Below are 23158 nucleotides of genomic sequence, written 5' to 3'. Positions count from 1 at the left end.
TGCTGGGGATTAGTTTAATGGTAGAGCATCGCGGATCCGCACAGATCTGCGATTTTTTTTGTAAAAAAAACGCTGTTTTTGATCAAAATTTCCGCAGATTGTAAAATTATCCTGTAGCACTAAGCGCCTCCAAAACCGCGACTTTGAGCCTTAACCGCACTAAGAAAAGCGCCAGTTCTACCTTTTGCAATTCATCTCTACGCTTAGATAGAGATCTATCTCCGCAGGCCCGCTTTCAAGACAAATGCACCTCTACGGCTAACCGGCCCGTTGCGTGCATTAGTCAAATTCCGCATACTGCGGCGCAGCATTCCGTTAGCGGACATCAAATATGGGAGTGTAGCTGCAACGAAACTCTCCAATGACGAACACCCTTGATCTGTAACAATCTGGCTTGGTTATGTCATGGACTTGACTGCGGAGCAAAGATGATGAATGCCACATAAAACGCTAGATCTCCTCCTGAAAATCTGTAGTAAATTTGGAGGCGCTATGATCTTGGCAACGCAATGTTTCCAAGGTAACGTTAAAGTTGAGGAGAGGTTGGGTGAGATTGTGAGTCCCCTACCTCACATCCAAATAAGGTAGCTGGGTAGTGGCAAAATTTAACATACGAGCGAGAACCATTGATCTTCTTGGTCGCCAACAAATCGCAAACATATCCACTGCTATCAGCGAGCTTTTCAAAAATGCGCACGATGCATATGCCACCAAAGCTGAAGTCGACTACTTTCGGGACGATGGTCTCTTTGTCTTAAGAGATGACGGTCTTGGTATGACCAAACAAGACTTTGAAGATCGCTGGCTCACACTTGGAACTGATAGCAAGGTGGGATCGTTTTCAGGCTTAAAACGCCCTCCGGTGGATAGCAAGCAAGATATTCGTCCGCTGCTTGGCGAAAAGGGTATAGGACGGCTAGCAATCGCGGTAATCGGCCGACAAGTACTTGTACTCACTCGCGCAAAAGTCGATGGAAAAGCTGAAGATAGCATTACCGCTGCTTACATCCATTGGGGACTGTTTGAGCTACCAGGGATCGATCTCGACGAAATCGTTATTCCACTTGAAACTTTTAAAGCTGATTCTCTGCCGACCCTAGAAGACGTGCAAAAGATGATAGCAAAGGCGAGGGAAAGCCTGGACATCCTATCAAGCCGGGTCGACGAGAAGGTTGCGAAGACTATCCGCAAGGACATGGATGCTTTCAAAGTCGATCCTCGCGATGCAGCCACATACCTAGGAAAGCCCTCCTTCGAACTAAACGGCTCCGGTACACATTTCTATATTTTACCTGCAGACGAGATCATCCAAGACGATATTGATGAGCGGGATGAATCCACCAAGGCTACAAGGTTCGAAAAAAACCTCATTGGTTTCACAAATACTATGACGCCGGATTTCCGGAAACCGAAGATCATAACTCGATTTAGAGATCACGTTGATGAAGGGGAACCCTTAGAGCGGGTTGGAGAGAAAGCCTTCTTTAGCCCTGAAGAGTTCAAGCAAGTCGATCATCATATTCGAGGACGTTTCGATGAATTCGGTCAGTTTCACGGGAAGGTCGGTGTGTATCAAACACTTCCAACGGAGTATGTTCTCAATTGGCCAAACGCAGATGGTAGACCGACTAGATGCGGTCCATTTGACTTTTCAATCGCAGTGATCCAACCAACTCCAACGGACTCGCTGGTTGGCCCGACAGAGCACGCTAAAATCCGACGTAAACTTGAACGCCATGGTGGCGTTTACATCTACAAAGACGGGATCCGAGTTCAACCATATGGGGGCCCTGACTTCGATTTCCTAGATGTTGAACGCCGGCGAAACTTGCGAGCAGCAACAGCCTACTACTCATTCAGGAACATTATGGGGGCGGTAGAACTCACATCTCGTGACAATCCCAACTTGGTAGAAAAAGCAGGGAGGGAAGGTTTTCGCGAGGATAAGGCTTATCGACAGTTTCGAAGTATCCTGATCAATTTTTTCATACAATCCGCGGCGGACTTCTTTCGGGAAAGCGGCAAGTATTCTGACGAGTGGATTGAGAAACGGCATGAACTTCAACACCTTGATGAAGTTCGAAAAAAGCGCGAGAAGCAATCTAAGGGCAAAAAAGACAAGTTCGATGCGCAGTTAAAGAAATTCTTCAAGGTCATAGACTCAGGACGGCTACCAAAAACTATCTCCGATACGGTTTCAGGTTTCGAAGAAGACGTGCTTTCCGAACTCAATAGTAAGAAGAGCCCTCAAGCAAAGGCACTTGCAATTGGTCGCCTAGAAGCCGCTGCGAAGCTGCAATTAGACCAACTTCGCAAAGAGCATGCAATCTCAAAGCCTCGAGGTGTTGGCCTTAATACTGAACTACGAAACAATTGGGAGGCCTACCAAACAGAAATGGGCTGGATAACAAATGATCTGGTTTTGCCTGCCGAAAAGAAAATCGAGAATATCGTCACAACGACCATAAAGAATAACAAGCTGAACCTTGAACCATCGCTGCGACTTAATGCGGCTGTTAAAAAGCATACGCATGAAACTCTTGCATCGATGAAGTCTCTACGGACGCAAACCGAAGAAACCCTCACAGACCTGACACGCACAGTCAGGGATACAACAAAAAACAGTTTTCGAACCGTATCGAAAGTCGTTGATGAGGTCCTTGCCGAACTAGAGGCTGTTAAAAGTAGTGAGCAGGCAGAGTTCGATTTCTCAAAACAGCGAGAGGCTTTCGAAACCTTAGTAGCCGACGCTTTCGAAGGAGAGAGCGAAAAACTAAGAAAAATTTACAGTCAACTCGAAGCAGTTCTCTCATCAACCCAATCCAACGGTTCAGATATGGTCGAAGTCACTGAAGCGCTAGAAGAAGAGGTCGTTGCGCTCCGCGAGCGACAAGAAGTCGATTTCGAGCTCGCACAAATTGGGATGGCGCTTAACACGATCAATCATGAATTTGGAAAGACCGCTGGTAGCTTGCGTGACGGCCTGAGGCGTATGAAGTCATGGGCGCATGCCAATCCAGACATGAAGCGCCTCTACGATGATATGCGCGTCAATTTTGATCATCTGGACAGCTACTTGGCATTGTTTAACCCGCTCGACCGGAAGCTGCAGTCGACTGCTGTTGACATCAAAGGCAGTGACATATTTCGATTTGTGTCTGACTTATTTGAGAAGCGCCTCAAACGCCACAACGTACAACTGGTCGCGGATCAGGGGTTTAAGGCCCACACGCTCCATGGTTTTCACGCAGACTTCTACCCTGTATTCGTCAACCTAATCGATAATGCGATCTATTGGGCCTCTAGCGCTAGAAGCGACGTGGGTATCATTGAACTAATTGAAGACAATGGCGACCTTTGTGTGAGAGACAACGGTCGGGGGGTGAGTAGAATTGATGTCAGGAACATTTTTGAGCTTAACTTTACTCGTAAGCCGGGTGGCAGGGGGATGGGGCTGCATATTTCAAGACAGGCGCTTGGTAGGCTTGGTTACGAACTGAGCTTAGATCCACCAACGCCCAATTCCGGTGCCTGTTTCCGTATTTCAAAGATGTCTCAATAGAAGATTTGATCAAATGAATTTTGCAAACGACCAATACAACGCTGCTAGCTCCTTCGCATATACTATGATCGTAGTTGATGACGAACCTGTAGCTGACTCGGTCGAACAGAAACCGATCGCTGAGGTTAAGACACCTGGTAGGCACGATGTTGCAGCCGCCCAGAAGGAAAGCCAGAAACCTGAAGCAAAGCGTTCACATCCACTAGACGCAAAGGGGTTAATAAAGAGCGCCCTAGACTTGGGGATGGTTTGCTCTGTTGTTAACCCTACTGGAGATGAGATTAGTGTAGCAGAAAGTGTCGCAAAGGCCTCCTTAAGAGCTGACATCGTTGCCCTAGATTGGCATATGAACGATGGTGATGACGGCGAGCTAGCATCTGAAATCATTAAAGAAATTCTTCGTGGAGACCAGGATATTGGTGGTCGTCTGAGACTCATTGCGATTTACACTGGAAACAAGAATCGCGATGACATCCTGGATAAAATTGCTCATAGGATCAACGCCGCTTCAGAAATCTCAGAAACGGTGGTCAAGAACGAAGAAGTCCTCTCTAATTCGGCTGGCCTACGTTTGGTGTGGATTGAGAAGTCGATGGGCAATGAAAAATTAGAGGGTGCAGTGTCTGAAGTACAGCTTCCGAACAAATTGCTCAAATCGTTTGCGGAGCTCTCAAGCGGCCTCTTATCCAATGTCGCTCTTGCCACCATTTCTGCCATTCGCGATTCAACCCACCATGTATTGAGCAAATTCTCATCTGACCTTGACGGTCCATTTTTCCACCATCGCGCTCTATTGGAAAACTCTTCGGATTCTATGGATTATGCTGTTTCTATCGTTATGAGTGCGATGAAGTCTGAAGTTAACAAGTCCCAAGTTGCCGAGAAATACGCTACACTTGATGCCATTAAGCGCCGACTTGAAGCTGCTGGAACCCATAATTTTGTACTGCGTTACATGAAAAACGGAGTTGAAAAACAATTTCATTTTTCGTTGGATGAAATTTTGACCATTATTGAGAGCAAAGAAAATAATTGGCCAAAGGAAATATTAAATTCCGCTAAGATTAGAATTGAAAATAACAGTAACGCGAAGCCCTCTCAAGCGAACTTCAAAAGCGATTTTACAACTGTTTTTGCTTCATCTAGAGATGAAGCCAATCAAGCAATGATGCGTTTTTCATTCTTAAGCACTTCGAATTCGAGCGAGTTGAGCAAAGTAAGTCGTAACGCACAGCCAAAGCTCGGACTGGGTTCAGTTCTTTATTCTGAGAAAAGTGGCTACCTACTATGCCTGCAAGCATCTTGTGATGCTGCCCGAGGCGATGGACTGTTTTTCTTTGTACCGCTAGAAATTGCTCAAAGCTCGCCACATGTCGTAGTCCCCCACCTTAACTCTAAGGGAGAGCCTAACTACATAGGCCTCGCGGTACCTTCAAATTGTTACACAAAATCTTTGACGATAAATTTTGGGAAGATCGATCCTGATAACGGTGGCGTTCCAATAAAATTTGACGCAGAGAAGAACATTTTCCACGTTCTCTGCGACGAGAACAACGATTTTCGGTGGTTAGCAAACTTAAAATACAAAAGAGCGCTAAGAATTTCGCAGGACGTTAGCCAACAGATGTCAAGGATTGGCTTTGATGAGTTTGAACCATATAGGAAAAAGAGATCCTAAATACTAACTACGAAAGCTTGCAGAAATTACTCTATACCAGTCAATGACTTCGATATTTCAATAGCATGCCGCCTAATGAATTCCGGGGGCAGCGCATTTCCGATCATTAGCGCAACCTTGCCGCGCCCTTCAGTGAGGTCAAACTGATAATCGGCAGGAAATGTTTGAAACAATGCCGCTTCCCGTAGGCTTATTGCACGATCTTCCTCTGGGTGAAGATATCGCCCCTTTGATGGATTTCCGCAGCCACCCGTCATTGTAGGGGAAACCTTGTCCCAAGACATGCGTCCGTACACATCGCGAAAGCCAGACTTTTTGCTCTTATGACAATCAAGTACCAGATGTTCTGGTAGCGATGTTCTCGACCCCCCGTCCTTCGGTATATTGCGGATAATTTCAGCCACATGAGGAGCTCTGTTTGGAACATGGTCGTGCAGCGGGTCACCCGTTTCACCAACGGGCGCAAGACGAACTGCTTCGAGGCATTTCCGGACAGTAATAGGTTCTGATTTTTCAGCTTGTTTGATCTGACCGGTCTTGGACGCGAGTAAGATCATCCTGTAGCGGCGCTGCGGAACACCATATTCCGAAGCATCTTCTACCCTGACATTTTTTCGTCCGACCTTGTAGCCAAGAACAGAAAGCCGCTTCAAAAACGTCTTCATCCTGTTATCTTTTGTTAACGCAGGAACATTCTCCATCATAATTGATCGAGGTGAAATTGCCTCTACAATCCTAAGGAACTCAAAAAGAAGATCGTTCCGGTCATCCACAACTGCATTTGACTTTTTTCGAGTTCTGAGTGTTGAAAAGCCCTGGCAAGGAGGGCAGCCAGCCAACAAATCTAGCTCACCTCGTTTCAGACCAATGGCCTTTAAGAGCTCAACAGCGCCAATCTCGCGAATATCTTTTCGAAAGCAGTAAACTTCAGGGTGATTGATAGTGTAGGTCGCGGCAGGAATTCGTTCGATTTCAATACCTGCTAGCACCTTAAAGCCAGCTTGCTTCAACCCAAGTGTCATGCCTCCCGCACCACTAAAAAGATCCACTGCAGTCAATGCCTTGTGCACCGAAGGCCTTGATTGTCGCCAGATGTCTGATTTGACTTTGGATTCTTTCACGGATCAACGCCTAGCCATTTGATATAAAACAGATAATTTTAGAATAGATGATACATCGGGCACGGTGTGATCTCAAGATGCAATTTTCAAGTTGTGCCTTTTTGATTGAATAGAACTCATAGTAAATCAACTGAGTTTTCACTGTTCCAATTGTACTCGACTTCAGTGCCAGATGTAAGGTTTCATTCTCATTTGATCAGTCTAGAGACCTGCCCGCTCGCAAGATCGTTGGCCACGGTGAATCATCGATCTCTCACTGGCAGCCAATCTAGCACCACTATCCACCCTGTATCGTATTTGCAGCAAGACCAGTTCAATCAGTATGATAGATGTCCGCTTTGTCGCAGGCAAAACAACCATGTTGCCGTACAGAAAATCCACTTTCCGCCCGATCATGCCGCTATTGCCGGGGCGAGCTCCCAGAAACCTCGAATGTCCGCTTCAACTGCCAGCTTCAGAAACCTCACACCCACGGCAGAGATCCGCTCACCGCCCAATCCAGCCGGATTTCTTAGTCAAACGCAGAAAACACTGCGCTGCGCCGGTATGACAACAAAAAGCTAATTCGAGCGATTTGATCAATGATGTGAGCAGCATTGCGCCCAGCCAGCAAGACACCAAAAAAGCCCGCCGGGATTAACCGGCGGGCTTTTGTTTTATTTGGCAGCGACCTCAGCCTCTCGGAGCTGATTGCGCTTGATCCGCCAGTCTTGCCATCTATTCAGGATCAGCATGAACATGGCAACGATAGTGAAGATCAGCAGGACGCCCTGCAAAATGGGATTGAAATACTGATCCCAATAATATGCCATTCCATTGACCCCCAATGCGGCAGCTACTTTGGTTTCCGACTGAGAGATCATTGGCCAGCCCTCACACGCGCGCCGCGCACCTGCTCATAGAATTGCACAGTGTCGCGGTGACGATTGCGGCACTCGGCCAAGGATTGACGATGGCGGGCGATCACCGCCCGTGCATCTCGTCCGGTCTGGACGCCCGGATCCGCGCACTGACGTTGCAGATCGGCAGGCATGGGCGGCAAATGAGCCGCCGCCACCGGCTCACCGGATGTTTTGCAACCGGCTAACGTCATCATCAGTGAGGATGCAAGCATCAGCCTGACCAAGTTGCGCCTCATAGTCTTTTACCTTCTGCTCAAGGTTTGATTGTTCGGCCTCACGGTCTTGTGCGCGAATAACAGCACTTTCCAAGGCCTCGGCATTGATCTTGATGGATCGGGTCAGGTTCTCGATTTTGCTATCCCTGAGATCGAGCTGCACCTCCTGAGCCTTGATCTCGGCAATGCGGGATTGATCCAGCCGCCCCTTGCCATAGGCACCGCCCACGACCAGGAGGAAAGCCAAAGCAAGCCACAAGCGCCGATCCGATAAAAGCGACAGGATCATGATCAGTCACCCGCCTCCATGCGCCCCGGATCTGGCGGAAAGAAACCGTCAGCGCCGTGACGCTTTTCCCACGACCGGCCAACCGTATGAGCCCCGGTCACCAAGCCGCCAGCACCAACCATAGCAATCAGCAAGTTGGACGCGTCAGCAAGTTGAGCGAGCCCCACGATCAGCAAGAAAAGAACCGTCAGCCCCAACGCAGCAAAAAAGCCGACATAAACCAAAGAGAAGAGAGGGCGCCAAAGCCGCCGCACCCGCCACGCATGAGCATAGGCAGGATCGGCCAACAAATAGCCCTTTGTTTTTGGCACTGTCTCGCTCATCGTGTTGCCCCATATCCAGAGGATGGCCGCGTCCCTGCAAAAGGCGCATAGATCTTGCCAGCCTCGGAAGGTGGCACGCGAAACGCAATGAAGTGACTTATGTGGAAACTGTCATAGCGGATCTGATCTTTCTGATTGCAGCCCAGCAGTGTGACCATGCCGGTCTTGCGGTCATAGTTGGCAACTACCCCAATATGACCAGCATTGGCGCTCCAACGGATGATCCCGAAAGATCCGACCAGCGGCCCGCCAGCATCAACGCCATAAAAGCGCCAGTCTTGCGCAAAGAACGGATTGGACGGCACCGGCACCGATGGAAACATTTCCAAAGCGGCATTTTCCGCCCCCTCGCCGCACCAAGGCAATTGTTGAGGATTGCCCAGCACTTTGCCAAAGGCGCGAAACCAGCCCAGCAGATCGAGCGTGTTGCGACCCTCATGCCAGCCAAGCCGCTGGATGAGTGGGCGAGCGAGAGGCGGAATGTCCAGCACCACCCCTTTGGCCTCGGTCTTGACCTCAAACAGCATCCGCAGAGTGATCGGCCCGACCTTATCACGCGGTTTGAGATTGACCGACTTTTTAAAGGCGATGATCGCCGCCGAGGTCATCGGCCCTGGCACACCATCAATAGCCCCCGGATCAAAACCCAAGGCCTTGAGCCGTGCTTGCACGCGCCGGAGTTGCTCGGTCGAGAGGTTTCTCATGTCTCTATCCTCATAAAAAAAGCCGCCTCAAGGGCAGCTATCTCAAGTCATTTTGGTGAGGTGTTTATTGTGGCCACTCAGCAGCCAAATCTTGGATCCGCTACGGCATCGATCTACAAGCGCACGAGGTGATCAAAACACACCCCATTGCCCTGATTTAATACAAGCGGAATCATCGAATCCCCTTTATGATCCGATCTGTCCCAGTGTGATGAAGAGAAAAGAATGTCCGACAATCCTGCCCCATGGCCCAAAATCGTCTCACTCATAAACCGAGCCATCTTGCTCACCGAAAATGAGGCCGAAGCCAATCACCTGCGCGCCTTGCTAACAGATGCACGCGTCGAGGCGCTGGATCGCTGTGTCCAGAGCCACAAAGACTACACATTTCATTGATCTGAGTTTGGCTGAAGCTGGTCAACTTGGTGCCCGACTGCCGATCACTGGTTGTTATAAAACTGTGCATACCGGTGCAGATGCAAGACCATAAGAAGAACAAAAGGCAATCAAAAGAAATACAACCCGAAACTGCACTAAACTTCTTTCTTAGTCAGTTTTCCGAAACCTTCCCACCGGGTGCGGGGTTTTTGTTCATACCCCGCCAAAGGTCACACCGTATCCGCTCGGCTGGCTGGATTGGGTCGCGCTCGACCGGGGTAAGGCCTGCTTTTTGCGCGTGTCCTTCCCGGCCCCGCCCTTTGGCAGCTCTATGGACAGGTTGCAGAGATAGCCTGAGGCGTTGAGCGTATGGGTGCAGCTCTTGACCCGATATTGGCCGTCTACACCAGCGCGCGCGCCTTTCAGATTGATCAGACCACCGGCAAAGAGAGAGGAATTGCCATCACATGTGATTGTGCCGCTCCCAGCCGCTCGCTCAGCGCCTTCTTTGTCCGATTTGGCCGCAGCCTCGGCCTCCTCTTTCGTTGCCTTGAGCGAGGCACTGGAACGCGCCTTGGCCTTAGCCTCTTTCTGACCCTCGGCCTCGACCTCAACCACCTCACCCTTTTCAAAATCGAAATAGCGCGAAGCAAAGGCCGAATGTGCAGGCCTGCTTTGCTTTGGCGAGATCGACCAGCCGGTCAGGTTAGGCGATTGCTCGGACCAAACAATATCGACAGGCACAAGCGAGCGCCCGCTCGCCGACTTGCCACCATTGGCCTCGATCATGACCGGCAGGTCATCAAACAGGCTCGACTTGCCGCCGACCTCACGCGCGATCCGCTTGGCAAATTCCAGATAGCTCTCACCATCCGCCACCTCGCTGACCCGCGTGATCTTGCCGATTGCCTCATCAATGCGAGGCGGCTGGAGACCGGCCTCTTTTGCCGCATCGGTGAGGATCTCTTTCACCGTCTTATTTTGCCAGCTCTTTTGCAGGGGTTGCTTGGCCTTGCCGGTCAGATCCGCCGCATCAGCCGAGACCGCCAGCGTCCGGCCACCACTGCCGCCGCTTGAGGTGACGTTGCTCACCTTGCCCCGGAATGTCTCTTGTGCGCCATGTTTCGAGCGTCCCAAGGTGATCGACACCGGGTCATTCTTTTGCGGCAGATAAATCGACCCATCCTTGTCATCGAGCGTCAGGGAAGCGGTTGCCGCCGTCTCATCGGGATCATTGATTGTCAGGCTGATCACCCGCGCGGGATCGTCCTCACAGGACAGACGCAATTGACCAGCGATTGACACCGCATAATAGCTTGCACCCATCAGTCAAAAATCCTCACTGCAGTGATCTGCTCAGCCGCCTCGAAACTGGAGGCGACCGGCACCTTGATCTCAGCGCCGAGCGGCAGCTCGACAAAAGCCGACAAGCCAGGATTTGACACCAAGACCGCCTCGACCGCACCAACGATCCGCCGCCGATAGTGAGACCAGAGCAGGCCAGACAGTTTCAGGCCGGTCGCCCTGACCTTGATCACATCATAATCAGACATCACAAGCCGAGCCTTTCCATCAGATTTTTGAGCCGGGTCATGGCCGCGACCCGATCCGGTTTGAGCGTCAATTCCAGCTCAAGGCTGACATCAATCACCCGCCCGATCCCTCGACCGCTCAAGTGCCGGTCAGACATCTCGCACGAGGCGATTGTGTACCAGCCCAGCACCGACCCATCCCCACGCGCCACAAAGACCGGCACCGCATTATCACACGCCTCCTCAAGCCCGGTGACCTCAGGAAAGCCACCAAGCTCGAAAGGCGCAATCTTGCCCTCAAGGGTGAATTTCTTGTCACCCTTGCCGATCTTCTCATGGGTCTGGCGACCGCCCAAGACGCCCTTGCGAGCGACCCGCGCGGTGGTCGATTGGGAGGCCCTCAAGCCGCCAAAGACTTGGCCCTTGATCACCACCCCATCAATGACAAATAGATCAGACATCACGCAAATTCCGAATTATGAAAGCTGCTCATCTTTTGGTCACGCCAAAGCCGTTCGATCTCGGCCCGCACCGCCTGAGCAATCGCCGCCGGGTCCATCCCGCCGCCGCTGATTGTGATCTGAGGGGCAAAGACTTCACCACCCCCACGGCCAGCCACCGCCGCCATGCTATCCTTGCGAGATAGGACGCGGCCATTTTTGGCAAAGGTGGCGATCTCGGTGCCGTCCTCATTGACCTCGTAGGAGGCCCCGGCATAACCCGGACCACCCAAGGCCCTTTGACCATCGACAGGCTTAGACACGGCCCCGCCTGACACATTGACAGACCGGATCTGAGCCGCCTTTTCCGCCAAGGCCTGAGCAAGAGGTGCAGACCGCACGCCCATGGCTTGAGCCTGCAAGGCCTTGTCAATCTCGGCCTGACGGATCCGCGCGGTCAGGCCATCAATCTCACCAGACAATTGCGACCGCTCAGCCTCAAGGCTGGCAGAGCCGCCGCCTGACGAAATTTGTGCATTGACCGCCTGCAGGCGTTGCTGCTTGGAGGCCAGATCATCCCGGATCGGCAACCCCGCGCCGGGCGATTGGCCCAAGCCCAGACTAGACCGCGCGCTTTGCCCCCATTTATAGAGGTCACCGATGATCGGCAGGTCACGCGCCCATTGCTCTTGAGACGCATGCTTTGCATCAATCCGCTTGCGATCCTCAGCCGTGACATCCTCGACCTTTTTAATGCCGGGATCATCCATCAGGGCCAGCGCTCCAAGCACCCCACCCATTGCGGCCTTGCCCATCAGCTTGCGAGAGGCCGAGCCGAGCGAGCGGGTTTTCTTAGCCGCCCGATCCGCCTTGGTGGAATAATCATCGAGCGCACTGCCAAAGGTGCCAAAGGCCCGCACGAGACTGCCCGCCCGGAAAGTTGCCTTGAGCAAGGCAACGGATCCAACAACCCCGGCCAAAGCAAAGGCAGCGCCACCGCCGACCACCAACAAGGTGCCAACGGATCCGGCCAACAGGGCAATGGTCTTGGTCAATTCCGGGTTGGCCTTGGCCCATTCCCGACCGGCATTGATCAACTCGGTGGTGGTGCGCAAAAGCTCCCGATAATCAGGCAAAAGTTGCGTGCCGATTTCCGTTTTGAGCGCCGACCATGCCGAGCCGAGACGATCTTCATCACCTTTGGCGACATCACCCATAACCTTGGATATCTCGGTCGCTTCTCCACGTGCTCTTTTTAGCTCATTTGCCAGCGCAACAATCTCATCCTTACGATCCAACAGCACAGCAAAGCCGCTCGCCGCCTCTTCACCTGCAATCTGCTTACCAAACTCCAATCGCTCCGCATTTCCATACTTTTGCATAGCGGCATGCAGCTCATCCAGAATGGTCGCCATTGGACGCATATTGCCCTCAGCATCCTTTGTTGCCACACCGAGCTTTGCCAACGCCTTTTCGGCCATTTTGGGCGGACCAGCCAAGCGGGAAATCACAGCACGCAGCGCCGTACCTGCCCGCGATCCCATAATGTTGGCATCGCCGAGCTTGCCCGTTGCAGCCGCCACATATTCAAGCTCAACCCCTGCCTGTTGGGCATTTGGCCCTACATAACCGAGCGTTTCGCCGATATCCTTCACACTCACCTTGGATCGAGTAAATGTCCCAACCAGTGTATCAGCAACACGGCCCATTTCGCCCGCTTCTAACTTATAGCCCCGCAAAATACCGGCAGAAATTTCAGACGTTTTTGCAAGATCGGTCCGCCCCGCCTTGGCCAAACTAAGGACAGAAGGCATTGCCGAAATAATCTCTTTTGAAGTCATACCAGCAGCACCAAGATAGTACTGCCCCCTTGCCGCTTCGGCATTGGTAAAGCTGGTCGAAGCGCCTAAATCCAATGCCTGTTTGCGCAACGCCTGAAACTTTGCTTCACGCACCGTTCTGTCTTTATCCTTCATGGCGCTAGTGGAAAAAGTTCGTGTGACTGCACGCACACCTTGCATTTCCTCCTCAAATCTCTTGGCCTCATCGACCGGATTTTTCAAGCCAGACAAGACCCGGCGCCCGGTATGGATCCCGGTATAACCCGTTGCCGTCAGACCAGTCGCCCGGTTTAGGCTCTCATCAAGCTTGCGCTTTGCCTCAGCCCATTGTTTCTGTTGAGCCGTGACCTTTTTGAATTTTGAATAGTTGGTGTCGAGACGGGAATTGACCTTGCCGACCGCAGAGGCAAGCTCGCGCTCTTTATCGGCCAGGTTCTTGACGCTAATCCCGGCGGTTTTGAGTGCCTCACGGTTGTCTCTTAATGCCGCCCGGTTGGCCTTGAATTCTGAGGAAGCCTTTCGCGCAGCACTTTGCGCCCGCTCCAGTTCAACTCGCATTTTTGTGGTTGGTCGAGTAGCATTCTTAAAGGCCTGACCAAGCTCTTTCGCTCGCTGTTGCGCAGTCCGCATTTTGGTTGCCGACTTGCCGAGGTGGCTTTCAGCCTTGCGAAAATCCTCGATCAGCTTGACCGGCCCGCGCAGCTTTTGGAGCTGGCCCAACTCACGCTTTGCCTTGGCACCGAATTTGCCAGCCGCGCCGGACATTTTGCCAAGAGGCCCGGTGAGCTTATCGACCCCCCGCACCGTTAGTTTTGTTTCAATTTCCCGCGTTGACATGGCGCACCTCGAAAAGAAAAGCCGTCACCCGATCACTCGGCTGACGACCTGTCAGGGATTAGGGAATGAAGAAAGCCCAGCTCACCAAGAGGCAGGGCCATCAGCTCAGATAGCGACCAGCCGGTCGCTGAGCCGATCTCAAAGCAGACCCGGTAAAGATCCACCTTGATCGGGTTGGCTTTGGTAAAGTCAGCAACTAGATCAGATCGGGAAAAAAAGCTGCTTTACCGCGCGCCGCAGCCGACCAGAAAGATTGCGGATCCATTGAGCGAATATCATCAAGGGTCACACCGGCCATGAGCGCCGCCGCCTTGCAATAGCTCACGAGGACCGGCTCTTTTTCGTCAAGCTCAGCATAAAAATCAATAATATCGCCACCGGTCGGCTCCTTAAAAGTGAGATCGGAAAAGGTGAGTTTCTTTTTGCTCTCGGTCATTGGTCTTTCCTTAGGATGAGATTGGTTGAGAAAAGGCGGGCCATGGCCCGCCTCAGGAGAGGGAAGAAATAAGGGCCTTAAACAAGGCCAAGGATCGCATCATCCTCGGCCTCGATCTTGACACCGGCAAAGCGAGGACTTTCGCCCCACGCCCAGCCAAACAGCTCTTTGCCGTCCTCGGAGATATCCGCCGCCATGATGCTTTTCAGCTCATAGTCATGCTTATGCAGGCCGGTGCGATTTTTGGCCTCAGGGGTGATCCCACCAAGGCGACAGGTCGCAGTGACCTCATGCGGCACTTTCTCGCCGGTGACCTCATCCTCGACAACGCCGGTAAAGGTCCAGGCGGCCTTTTTACGGAAGACCGCATAAAGATCCGAATGGTTGCCCAGCATTTTGAGGGTCATGGTCAGCTTTTCCATTTGGCCGGTGCTGATCTCAATGGTCGGGCCAGATGCACCAGCGCCATCAAAATCCTCATAGCCATCCACCAAAGCGGGAAAGCCCAATTCCTCGATCAGCTCGGCAAAGACCTGATCAGGAAGCTCGGAGCAAGTTGCGGAAACCCGCTTCATTACCTTGAATTTTTGCGCCATGGTTTCAGCTCCTTACAGGCTCAAGTTTTTGGCAAAAGTTTCGAGCTCGGCGATCTCCAGCTCAATGCCGGCATCGTCGCGCTCCATGGTCAGATCAATCCGGGTGAGAGGGGCACGCGGCTCGGCCCGGCCCGTGAAGGCCAGCTTGCCTTTGCGCCAATCGTTTGGCGTTTCAGCATCCGGCACGAACAGGACTTTAGGAGCGGAATAGATGATTTCCCGCTGAGCCATCCCCACCAGCCAATTGTTGGTCTGTTTGATGACCGCCTTGATCGCCCGCTTGGGGTTCATATTGTATTTGAGCAGGAACACCTTGTAGGAGCGCAACAGCGTCAGCAGGATGTAATTTTGCATCCGCACAACGTTGTAATACATCTCCAGCGGATCGCTGGACAAAGTGTGGCAGGTCACAAGGATCATGCCGCCCTCGCCCGCCGCAAAGTCATCACCAACGCGACCGCGCACGATGATATCGCATTGCGCATTGAGGAGCTGCTGACCTTCCGTCGATGGATCCATCCAATCAAAGGTCATCTCACGGCCCGGCGCGGCAATGCGCAAAGCCCGATTGCCCGCCACATGAGACGGAACACCATCATGCTCGGCATCGACCGCCGCTTGCAACCCGGCCACAAAACCAGACGCCCCGACCGTCTCCAGATTGTTGCTCTCATCGGCGATCTGCACACCGGTCTCAATCATCGTGAGACTGGCATCAGAATAGAGCGAGCGCACCGCCTTGGCCTCGACCTCGGTGCTGTTTGGCCCATTGATAAAGGCATGACCAAAGGTCGAGGCATTGACCGCCGTCAGCGCCGTCACAATGGGATTTGCGGTATTGTCTTGGATGAATGCATCATACCCGCCCGCAATCGTATTGAGGCGCGGCATGAGCGCCCCTTGCGCAACCGCATGCTTGAGAGCAAAGACCCCGGTCTTTTGGTCATCCAAGCCACGCAAGGCTGCGATATTGGCGTTGCGTTTAGCGGTTGGATCGGTCTCGGTGCTATCCTTGACCGGGACCACCGTCACATTGAGCGCCTGCTTGCCACTTGGCAGACCGCGACCGATGGCTCGGATCTGATCGACCAGATCCCCCTCACCTAAGCGAGCGACCAGATCGGGGTCATTGGTGGCGACCGTGTAGCAGCGGTTTTGCTCGGTGCCTTCTGGCAAATTCTGGCAAATACCGGTCACACTCGGCACACCGAAATCAGCTTGTTTGATCGGTCGGGCTTGATTGGACAGATCCCAACGGCCCGACAGACCGACAGCAACATCTGACATTGATTTTCTCCATTCAGAGAGACATGAAAAAACCCGCTCTGACGCGCGTCAGGCGGGTGGTGAGAGGTTTGCGTTTGGTGAGGCTCAGACGAGGCGACTTTCAGCCTCGCGCCACAGGGCTTCGAATTGGGTTTGATCGGTAAGGTTCAGAACCGCGCGCATTTGATCGATCAAAGGATGATCGGGCCGATAGTAGCTTGCATTATTCCATGCGTTGAGAGCGCGGGCCTTGGCCTTGGCCGGGTCTGGTTCCCCGCTATAGTCTTCTGCCTCCAGAAGCGCGGTCACCTGATCCTCATAGACATCAAGATCGAGGAGCACATCGATCAATTGGGCGCGGGTGATATCTTTGAGGGGTGGCGGGGTTTCAGGCTCCACCGCCGGAGAAGTGAAGATCTCGCCATCAAAGGCCCAGCCAGTCAGCGGGATGGTCTCACCATCCTCAATCACAATCACAGACTGACCATCAGGGACAAGCGCCGTGATATCCACCGCAACCGAGGTGACTAGCCCTTCGGACACGAGAGCAAAGGCACTGCCCTGCTCTTCTTTCAAACTGTACCAATCCACACCACTTGCGTTTTTGAAATACAGAATATTCAACGGATTGTCGGGCTTTTCATATCGTGTAAAGTCGCCAAGATTTTTCACATCATCACCCCGAGATTGTCACCCAAGCGCCGTCCACTTGGATTTGCAGATACTTGTAAAACTGGTAATGCGTATTGCGGTTTGCCCCCGATACATATTCGAAGGCTGATTTTGAGCCTGTAACAAGGGATCCCGCAGGAACGTGTAGATCGTGAGGAATTGGAGACCATTGCGACGATCCACCGGACTGAGCCCGAACATAGCTTTCAGCACTTAATCTTACGCCCGTAACCAAGCCGGTCGGCACTGATGGAAGCTCCGTTTTCAAGGCATATGCAGTGGGCACTTCGCCACCAAACAGGCCATTGGTCAGGTCGAAGTTTGCATGAACATTCCCAGCATGAAAGACATTGCGATCCGCTCCGCCTTCATGCACCTGCATTGCACCATAGGCACGAACCCCGCCGGAATATGCGGCCATCTTTAAAACGCCGTCATACAAAAGCTCAGGGTAATGCCCATCGCGAATAGTAATGGCCGTGCGCACCGTGCCATCTTCTTTCTCACCCTGGATGAAAGTTTCGCGACCGTGGGCCCGATTGACGATATAAAGATCGTTCGAGAAGCTCTGAAGATAGCTGTTTGTACCGTTGAAGGTAAACCGCAAATCCCCATCGCTGCCGAGCCTGAGATCAACATTATCAGCAAAGGTCAAAGGGTTGCTGATAACGTTGGCTTGATCGGCACGCACATACCGAGCATCATGATTGTGATCGCTCGTCGCCTTGCCGTTGAGCGCATCGGCCAGCCCATCAACAGAGTTGATATTGACCGAGAATTGCCCAAAGACGGCATTGACGCTGACCGGCACCCAAGCTCCGGCCTGACGGGCGAGGAGATAGCCCTCGCCCGCCTGAGCGGCATCCACATCGGCGAGATCGGCCAAGTTGTGGCTATGGCCCGCCGCCGCCTTGCCGGTGAGGGCATCATTGAGGCCCGTCACCTTGTCCATGCCGATGCTGGCATCCGCATCGCGTTTGCCAGAAAGGGCAGCAAACAAGGCATGCACATCACCATCAATCTTGCCCAGATTGAGGTTGAAGGTCGCTAGATCCTCAGACATCCAGCCATTCGGGCCAAAGCCGATTAGGCCATAATTGCGGTTAGGAGTTGTTGTCATAACCTTGCCTTTTCCTAGTAGATGGCCGCAGCCTGATCGCCGATCAGAGGCCGAGCGTCAGGTCCGCCGGTCAGGGTGATCTTGACCCGCCCCTCGACCGCACTGACACCGGACGCCTCATGCCGACGATCCGACCAATGGTTTTCAAACAAAGCCTCGGTCTCGGTCAGTGGCAGCTCGACCCAATTGTCATCAGCCTGATCATAATGGACACTTGCCCCCGCACCCGGCGGCAGGAACGCCCGAAAATAATCAGTCAGCCGAACATTGGCCCCGATCTTGAACGCCTTGGAGATATAGGTCGCACTTTGGGCGATCTCCCCGGCGATCAGGATGACTGGCGCAAAGAGGATCGGCGAAAGCTTCTCCGTTCCTCGCAGCACCGCCCGCAATTGGACGCTCTCGGTGATATATTCATCCAGCGACAAGACCTGCCCCGCCGTGAGGCGATAGATCACCCCATTGGTGCGCTCGATCTCGAAGGTCACCGAGCAGTCACCAGACGGCACAAACACCCCGGCCCGCACCTGCAAATCAGAGCAATTGACCAAGGCATGAGAGCCGAGATCCACTGTCTTGGTGGTTTGCGTGTAACGCGCCGCGATCAGCCTGAAAGTCAGATCCGAATTTTGATGAGGCGTCCAGCTTTTGGCATTGGAGGACGACAGCCGCACGCCGACCGTATAGGGCTGAGCCGTAATATAGCGTTGATTGACCACATCGAGCGCGCCCAAGGTCGCCTCGGCCACCGCATGCACCCCGTCATCTGTTTTGATGACAAAGGCATGCTCTCGGTCACTTTCGGTCAAGACGGGCAGACGATAGCGTGCGCCTTTCCATCCCACGGCAGCGCCCGCCATTGGCACAAAGCCCTCAGAGACAATGTCCGAGGTTGGATCACCATTCTCTACCGTCACCTGATTGACGAGGATTGAGTTCTCCTCACCACCGATGGCACAGAGTTTGAAATCCACACCGATGACCTGACGGGTTTCCGCAGGCGTGAAGGTTTGGGCCTGAGGGTCACTGTCCCCCGTGTTGCCCCCTTCCCCGGATCCGCCACCACCCCGCTGGCTCCAGTTGGTAAAGCCGTCACTGCTCGATTGCTCGACCAGATCGACCACGCCCCGTTGCCAAATGCTGATAGAGGTCACCCGCTGCAGGGTCTCGACATTGATTGACCCCTCAGCCGTGAAAGCCGCCCACGCCTCAAGCCCCGCCGCAGACTTGGCAAAGACCTGTTTCGTGCCAGTGGTGACGCCCTCAGGAATTGTGAAAGCAACCTCGATCTCACCTTGCGCATCGGCAGTTTGCACGCCCGCTGGTTTGACATCACGGCCATCAAAGGTCAGCTCAGCCAATTGCTCGCCTTCCGACAAGCCCTTGATCGTGGCCGTCACCGAAATCGACCGCATGAATTCAGCCTGCTCGGTACGCGACCCCAAAGAGCGGGTGCTTTCGTCTACGGTCTGGAGCGGCCCGCCATCCCACCGCGTACCGCGCTGGAATTCTTCCGTTTCCGGAGAGGCCCATTCGGTGGTTGAGACCGTCCAATAATCCGCCTGAGGCGACAATTCCATCGCCCCTGGCATCGGGTTAAAGTTCTGGTAGGGGTTGATCGGCTCGCACCCTGATTGCGCCTCTTGCGCGATGATCACCTCCTCGACATAGTCGAGGAGCACCGGGCCAGAAAGTGGCGCAGTGTAAAAGGTCGAAGCAATCGGCAATTGCAAGAGACCGCCAAACACCGCAGCATTTTGAGGCTCACCCGCATCGCGGTTGCTATCATCGAGAAACGGATCCACGAATGTATTGCGCACCCGTGCATTGTCCCGCCGCACCGCTTGCGCCTCCAGGAGGGAAAGTTGCAGCATGCGGGTCATATTTTCCATATGCGCCCATCGCCGGGCGAGCTCATCATAGGTCGGAGCAAAGGTGCCATTGTTGACCACAGTTGGCGTGCCGAACCAATCATTGTGCACCTCAGCCAGCTTGAGCAAATCCGCAGGGCTTTGCGGCTCCAAGGTTGAGCCCGGCACGCCGTTGACATAAGCCGGGAAACCGTCTTTGTCCAAACAGATCAGATCAATCCGAGGCAGCTTGTAGGTATAGGCGAGGATCGCCTGACCACCCGCCGCCGAGCCCGACACTGTGATCGAGGTGGCATCAAAGGCATCCGGCACCACGACCGCGCGATAGCGATAGGTCACGTTATAGGTGGTGCTCTCAGCAGGCTCAGCACCCGGCAATTGCCAATCCACCCCGCCAGCAGTCAGCTGGTAATCCGTCCCCCGCACGTAAGTCGTGCCGCCTTGCACCACAGAGATGATACTGGTGACGCTATTGTCAGGCAGGCCATCCACACCATTGGCGATTGTGCCGCGCGTGATCTGGACGGTCTTTTCCTTCTCGATCAGGACTTGGCTGACCTCGGCAATCGGCGCATAGGCGACCGTGAGTGTGGTGGGATCTGAGCTGGCAATCACATGGGTTTCACCCGGCACCGCCGCGACTTCAAAATCCTCCTCATGGCCGATCCGAAGCGCGGCAAAGCGGGTGCGCTTGCGGCCTTGGATATTGGCCTCGCCCTGTTCGATAGAAAAATACTGCTTGGTGCCATCTTTGCCGAGCGCCGTCACGCGACAGCCCGATACAATGTAATTGCCACGCACGCGGTCATATTGCGCGATGGCCGCGGTCACGCCTTCCAGCGCAGGCGGAGGGGTCTGATCAATGATCGCCCCATCCTGCAGCGAATAGACGCGATAAAAATCGCCATCACCGCCATCATCGACAAGGCCCCACGTCAGAGACCAGATCTCACGCGCCGCACCCGGCTCGCCCTCGGCATCCGATCCCGGCACCTGACCCTTGAGCTGAGGATATTCCTCATCGGTCAGCTCGCTCTTGATCAGCCGCACACCGATCTCAACAAGGCCGACCATCGAGACAGGATCAAGCACTTGAGCCTCGACCGTCAGCACATCACCAGCGATATAAATCTCACCGGCTTCCAGCGTCACGGCAGCGGCCTCAATATCGACAATCGCCAGCGCCCCGGCAATCCGGTCACCATCATTGGCGATCAGGTTGCCGATCCGCCGCGTGCGCGCCCGCGCAATGGTCTGCAGCTCATTGAGCTCACCGCCTTGGATCAACGGTTGTTCACCGTGGAAGGTCACGCCTTTCCACTCAGGTTTATCGACCGCACGGTCAATCACAAAATTCAATTCATCCCGCGTTGCCATCATACCCTCACTTGAAATTTAAGTTGTTCTCGCACAGTCTTGCGCAATGGGATCTCGACCGCTTGCCGCGCCATCTCGACCCCGCCAGAAACGAGATCAGGGGTCAGCCACATCCGACCGGGCAAGGTGCCCTCGGCAATGTCAGCCTCGGCAATCAGCGCGATATGGTGAGCGGTCATCAGATCCGCGTCATCAAACGCCGTGAGCGCCTCGACATAGAGCCGATCACCCGCCTCACTTGGCGCCAGAGAGACCCCGTTAAACTGATAGGCACCATCGACCGCCACGCCGACCGGATGGACCGCCCGTACCCGACGATAGCCAATGGCCTCACCAGCCTCATCAAACAGGCCAACCAGATAAGTCAGCCGCTTGAGCTGGCTCATCATCACGAGACGCCGTTGCGCCACCGCGTCCGACACCCAGGGGAAATTGGCCTCACCCCAAGGGATATCGGCATCAGCCCACGTCAGACCGGCATTCTCATCGACCGGCTCATCAATCCAGAGATCGAGCGCCTCACCGACCGCTTGAGAGAGCAGAAAATCCGCTTCCCACGTCCGGCCAAAAGACCAGATCGCGCCGCCCTCCTTGACCCGGATCCCGCTTGAGAAATCCAACATGGCATTGTCAAGCCGCGCGCCATCCGCCTCGGCGGCCCGCACGTCATAGGCAAAGACACCGCGCCAGAGGTCCGACCGCATGGCCATTGACAGCCGCGTCACCCCCTCGATCTGCTCCAGCAGCGGGTCATCATTCCCCGGCAGGCTGGAAAACAGGAGAGTGATTTGGTTCCAATAGGTCCGGGTCGGTCGCGCCTTTTCGATCTCAGCGACCAGATCCAGCCAGCCGAGACCCAGCGCGACCGCCCCATCACTGGAGCGCACCCGCGTCCAATCCGGCCCCTCATTAACGAGGGTATATTGGTTTGCGATGTAGGGCGTCAGCTCAGTCAGCCCATATTCGATGATCAGCGGCAGAAGAAAGGAGGGTGACGGGTGATCATGCTTAAAGCCCCGCATCGTGCCAATGGCATTGTGCAAGACTTGAGGCATGGCCATGGCGTCAGCCATCGCGCGTTCCCATGGGGTCGCGTTCGATGGCAACAACGATGCAAGAGACATTTAAAAAGCCCTTCCGACGAGCTCCAGATTGACCTCACCGAGCACCGCCACCTCAGTGAAAGGCACCTGCTTGTCAGAGGCCGGAGAGACGATCTCAATGCGATGCACGCCCGAATGATAGAGCTTGGCCTTAAGCCAAGTGTCATTGACATCGCGGCCCAGCAGCATGATCTCGGACCATGCTGCGATGAGCTGAGCCCGCATCTCCTCGATCACCGTGACCGAGGCATCCGGCAACAGCCAGACACGCGCATGCACATCGGTCACCGCCCGTGCGGCAGGCCCGACGATGATTGTGTCATTGGTCAGACGAGCCTCAGGGCTTTGCAGAGCCGCATCAACCGCCGCCAGCAACTCAGCATCCGGCACGCCGTTGTTATCGGTCGAGATGATCGCCACATGGACGGTCGGATCCCGCCCGATCCGATAGGGCTTGGCATCCGCGACGCGCATATCGGCACTCATGGCGATGAGCTTATAATGCGGCTCACTGCCCCCAAGATCGCCGGAGCTGGTCTTGAGCACAATCCGGGTGAGATAGCGATCATCGCTCTCACCCGCCATCCGAGGCAGTTTGTGAAAGCAGCCCAGATAGTCGATATCACTGCCAGTCGCAAAGGGCAGGAATTGCCCCCGCACCGCCTCATTGACTCTTTGCCGCATCATCAATTCTTCATAGGTCGAAACCTGCAGAAGGATCACAGCCGGGTCAGTCTCCAGCGCCTCCACGTCATAGGTCAGCCCTTGCGCTGCAAAGGCCTCGACCGCCCGATCAATCCGAGCCGCCAAGAAAGCCTCATAATCAATCTCATTGACCATGGTCGGCAAAGGCAGGCCCTCAGGCCAAAGGCTATTGGACATTGACTTTCTCCAA

At 53.9% G+C, this 23158-nt stretch carries 20 protein-coding genes; 3 read left to right on the top strand and 17 right to left on the bottom strand.

Annotated features, from left to right (window positions below; all coding sequences use genetic code 11):
* Positions 1-595: 595 nt before the first annotated feature.
* Both FDK21_RS19470 and FDK21_RS19465 read left to right on the top strand, forming a co-directional pair.
* The gene (locus FDK21_RS19470; RefSeq protein ID WP_138150551.1) at positions 596-3562 is read left to right on the top strand and encodes an ATP-binding protein; all 2967 of its coding nucleotides are present in this window, start codon (positions 596-598) and stop codon (positions 3560-3562) included.
* 13 nt (positions 3563-3575) lie between these two features.
* Positions 3576-5240: a response regulator receiver domain gene (locus tag FDK21_RS19465; protein WP_138150550.1), complete on the top strand. Its 1665-nt coding sequence runs from the start codon at positions 3576-3578 to the stop codon at positions 5238-5240.
* 26 nt (positions 5241-5266) lie between these two features.
* On the opposite strand, the gene FDK21_RS19460 is transcribed toward FDK21_RS19465, so the two are convergent.
* The 5 genes from FDK21_RS19460 to FDK21_RS19445 form a co-directional block, all read right to left on the bottom strand.
* Positions 5267-6361 (bottom strand): DNA cytosine methyltransferase, encoded by a 1095-nt coding sequence (locus tag FDK21_RS19460; protein ID WP_210238850.1) that lies wholly within the window; start codon positions 6359-6361, stop codon positions 5267-5269.
* Between the two features lie 656 nt (positions 6362-7017).
* Positions 7018-7173, bottom strand: coding sequence for a hypothetical protein (locus FDK21_RS20710; RefSeq protein WP_171022182.1), 156 nt, complete (start codon positions 7171-7173; stop codon positions 7018-7020).
* 249 nt (positions 7174-7422) lie between these two features.
* The gene (locus FDK21_RS19455) at positions 7423-7767 is read right to left on the bottom strand and encodes a hypothetical protein (protein WP_138150549.1); all 345 of its coding nucleotides are present in this window, start codon (positions 7765-7767) and stop codon (positions 7423-7425) included.
* 2 nt (positions 7768-7769) lie between these two features.
* The gene (locus FDK21_RS19450) at positions 7770-8090 is read right to left on the bottom strand and encodes a hypothetical protein (RefSeq protein WP_138150548.1); all 321 of its coding nucleotides are present in this window, start codon (positions 8088-8090) and stop codon (positions 7770-7772) included.
* On the bottom strand, positions 8087-8794 hold the full coding sequence (locus tag FDK21_RS19445) for a peptidoglycan-binding protein (RefSeq protein WP_138150547.1): 708 nt from the start codon (positions 8792-8794) through the stop codon (positions 8087-8089). Before FDK21_RS19445 ends, FDK21_RS19450 begins: the two co-directional genes overlap by 4 nt.
* A 225-nt stretch (positions 8795-9019) precedes the next feature.
* On the opposite strand from FDK21_RS19445, the gene FDK21_RS20705 reads away from it, so the two are divergent.
* Entirely contained in the window at positions 9020-9190 is a 171-nt protein-coding gene (locus FDK21_RS20705) for a hypothetical protein (RefSeq protein WP_171022180.1), read from the top strand.
* A gap of 195 nt (positions 9191-9385) precedes the next feature.
* Here FDK21_RS20705 and FDK21_RS19440 read toward each other — a convergent pair whose 3' ends face one another.
* The 12 genes from FDK21_RS19440 to FDK21_RS19385 form a co-directional block, all read right to left on the bottom strand.
* A complete protein-coding gene (locus FDK21_RS19440) occupies positions 9386-10498 on the bottom strand; it encodes a contractile injection system protein, VgrG/Pvc8 family (RefSeq protein WP_138150546.1) in 1113 nt (370 codons plus the stop codon).
* The gene (locus FDK21_RS19435; protein ID WP_138150545.1) at positions 10498-10725 is read right to left on the bottom strand and encodes a tail protein X; all 228 of its coding nucleotides are present in this window, start codon (positions 10723-10725) and stop codon (positions 10498-10500) included. Before FDK21_RS19435 ends, FDK21_RS19440 begins: the two co-directional genes overlap by 1 nt.
* Positions 10725-11165, bottom strand: coding sequence for a phage tail protein (locus FDK21_RS19430; protein ID WP_138150544.1), 441 nt, complete (start codon positions 11163-11165; stop codon positions 10725-10727). The genes FDK21_RS19435 and FDK21_RS19430 overlap by 1 nt, the downstream gene beginning before the upstream one ends.
* Positions 11165-13822: a phage tail tape measure protein gene (locus FDK21_RS19425; protein ID WP_138150543.1), complete on the bottom strand. Its 2658-nt coding sequence runs from the start codon at positions 13820-13822 to the stop codon at positions 11165-11167. The genes FDK21_RS19430 and FDK21_RS19425 overlap by 1 nt, the downstream gene beginning before the upstream one ends.
* Before the next feature lie 196 nt (positions 13823-14018).
* A complete protein-coding gene (locus FDK21_RS19420; protein ID WP_138150542.1) occupies positions 14019-14258 on the bottom strand; it encodes a phage tail assembly protein in 240 nt (79 codons plus the stop codon).
* Positions 14259-14335: 77 nt separating this feature from the next.
* Positions 14336-14854, bottom strand: a complete 519-nt coding sequence (locus tag FDK21_RS19415) for a phage major tail tube protein (RefSeq protein WP_138150541.1) — start codon at positions 14852-14854, stop codon at positions 14336-14338.
* Between the two features lie 12 nt (positions 14855-14866).
* Positions 14867-16141, bottom strand: a complete 1275-nt coding sequence (locus FDK21_RS19410) for a hypothetical protein (RefSeq protein WP_138150540.1) — start codon at positions 16139-16141, stop codon at positions 14867-14869.
* 84 nt (positions 16142-16225) lie between these two features.
* Positions 16226-16792, bottom strand: a complete 567-nt coding sequence (locus FDK21_RS19405) for a hypothetical protein (RefSeq protein ID WP_138150539.1) — start codon at positions 16790-16792, stop codon at positions 16226-16228.
* 4 nt (positions 16793-16796) lie between these two features.
* The gene (locus FDK21_RS19400) at positions 16797-17792 is read right to left on the bottom strand and encodes a hypothetical protein (protein WP_138150538.1); all 996 of its coding nucleotides are present in this window, start codon (positions 17790-17792) and stop codon (positions 16797-16799) included.
* A 134-nt stretch (positions 17793-17926) separates the two neighbouring features.
* A complete protein-coding gene (locus tag FDK21_RS19395) occupies positions 17927-21160 on the bottom strand; it encodes a DUF4815 domain-containing protein (RefSeq protein ID WP_246657631.1) in 3234 nt (1077 codons plus the stop codon).
* Positions 21160-22284, bottom strand: coding sequence for a phage tail protein (locus FDK21_RS19390; RefSeq protein ID WP_138150536.1), 1125 nt, complete (start codon positions 22282-22284; stop codon positions 21160-21162). Before FDK21_RS19390 ends, FDK21_RS19395 begins: the two co-directional genes overlap by 1 nt.
* Positions 22285-23145, bottom strand: coding sequence for a baseplate J/gp47 family protein (locus FDK21_RS19385; RefSeq protein WP_138150535.1), 861 nt, complete (start codon positions 23143-23145; stop codon positions 22285-22287). It lies immediately after the preceding gene.
* Positions 23146-23158: the final 13 nt, after the last annotated feature.

This window comes from Cohaesibacter sp. CAU 1516 (genome assembly GCF_005771485.1).
GTDB lineage: Bacteria > Pseudomonadota > Alphaproteobacteria > Rhizobiales > Cohaesibacteraceae > Cohaesibacter > Cohaesibacter intestini.
This window is presented reverse-complemented; position numbering and strand designations above follow the sequence as displayed.

Excerpts from the sequence above, each read along its gene's own strand:
- FDK21_RS19465 (WP_138150550.1), top strand. The coding sequence starts at position 3,576 with ATGAATTTTGCAAACGACCAATACAACGCTGCTAGCTCCTTCGCATAT.
- FDK21_RS20710 (WP_171022182.1), bottom strand. The coding sequence starts at position 7,173 with ATGGCATATTATTGGGATCAGTATTTCAATCCCATTTTGCAGGGCGTC.
- FDK21_RS19455 (WP_138150549.1), bottom strand. The coding sequence starts at position 7,767 with ATGATCCTGTCGCTTTTATCGGATCGGCGCTTGTGGCTTGCTTTGGCT.
- FDK21_RS19450 (WP_138150548.1), bottom strand. The coding sequence starts at position 8,090 with ATGAGCGAGACAGTGCCAAAAACAAAGGGCTATTTGTTGGCCGATCCT.
- FDK21_RS19445 (WP_138150547.1), bottom strand. The coding sequence starts at position 8,794 with ATGAGAAACCTCTCGACCGAGCAACTCCGGCGCGTGCAAGCACGGCTC.
- FDK21_RS20705 (WP_171022180.1), top strand. The coding sequence starts at position 9,020 with ATGTCCGACAATCCTGCCCCATGGCCCAAAATCGTCTCACTCATAAAC.
- FDK21_RS19440 (WP_138150546.1), bottom strand. The coding sequence starts at position 10,498 with ATGGGTGCAAGCTATTATGCGGTGTCAATCGCTGGTCAATTGCGTCTG.
- FDK21_RS19435 (WP_138150545.1), bottom strand. The coding sequence starts at position 10,725 with ATGTCTGATTATGATGTGATCAAGGTCAGGGCGACCGGCCTGAAACTG.
- FDK21_RS19430 (WP_138150544.1), bottom strand. The coding sequence starts at position 11,165 with ATGTCTGATCTATTTGTCATTGATGGGGTGGTGATCAAGGGCCAAGTC.
- FDK21_RS19425 (WP_138150543.1), bottom strand. The coding sequence starts at position 13,822 with ATGTCAACGCGGGAAATTGAAACAAAACTAACGGTGCGGGGGGTCGAT.
- FDK21_RS19420 (WP_138150542.1), bottom strand. The coding sequence starts at position 14,258 with ATGACCGAGAGCAAAAAGAAACTCACCTTTTCCGATCTCACTTTTAAG.
- FDK21_RS19415 (WP_138150541.1), bottom strand. The coding sequence starts at position 14,854 with ATGGCGCAAAAATTCAAGGTAATGAAGCGGGTTTCCGCAACTTGCTCC.
- FDK21_RS19410 (WP_138150540.1), bottom strand. The coding sequence starts at position 16,141 with ATGTCAGATGTTGCTGTCGGTCTGTCGGGCCGTTGGGATCTGTCCAAT.
- FDK21_RS19395 (WP_246657631.1), bottom strand. The coding sequence starts at position 21,160 with ATGGCAACGCGGGATGAATTGAATTTTGTGATTGACCGTGCGGTCGAT.
- FDK21_RS19390 (WP_138150536.1), bottom strand. The coding sequence starts at position 22,284 with ATGTCTCTTGCATCGTTGTTGCCATCGAACGCGACCCCATGGGAACGC.
- FDK21_RS19385 (WP_138150535.1), bottom strand. The coding sequence starts at position 23,145 with ATGTCCAATAGCCTTTGGCCTGAGGGCCTGCCTTTGCCGACCATGGTC.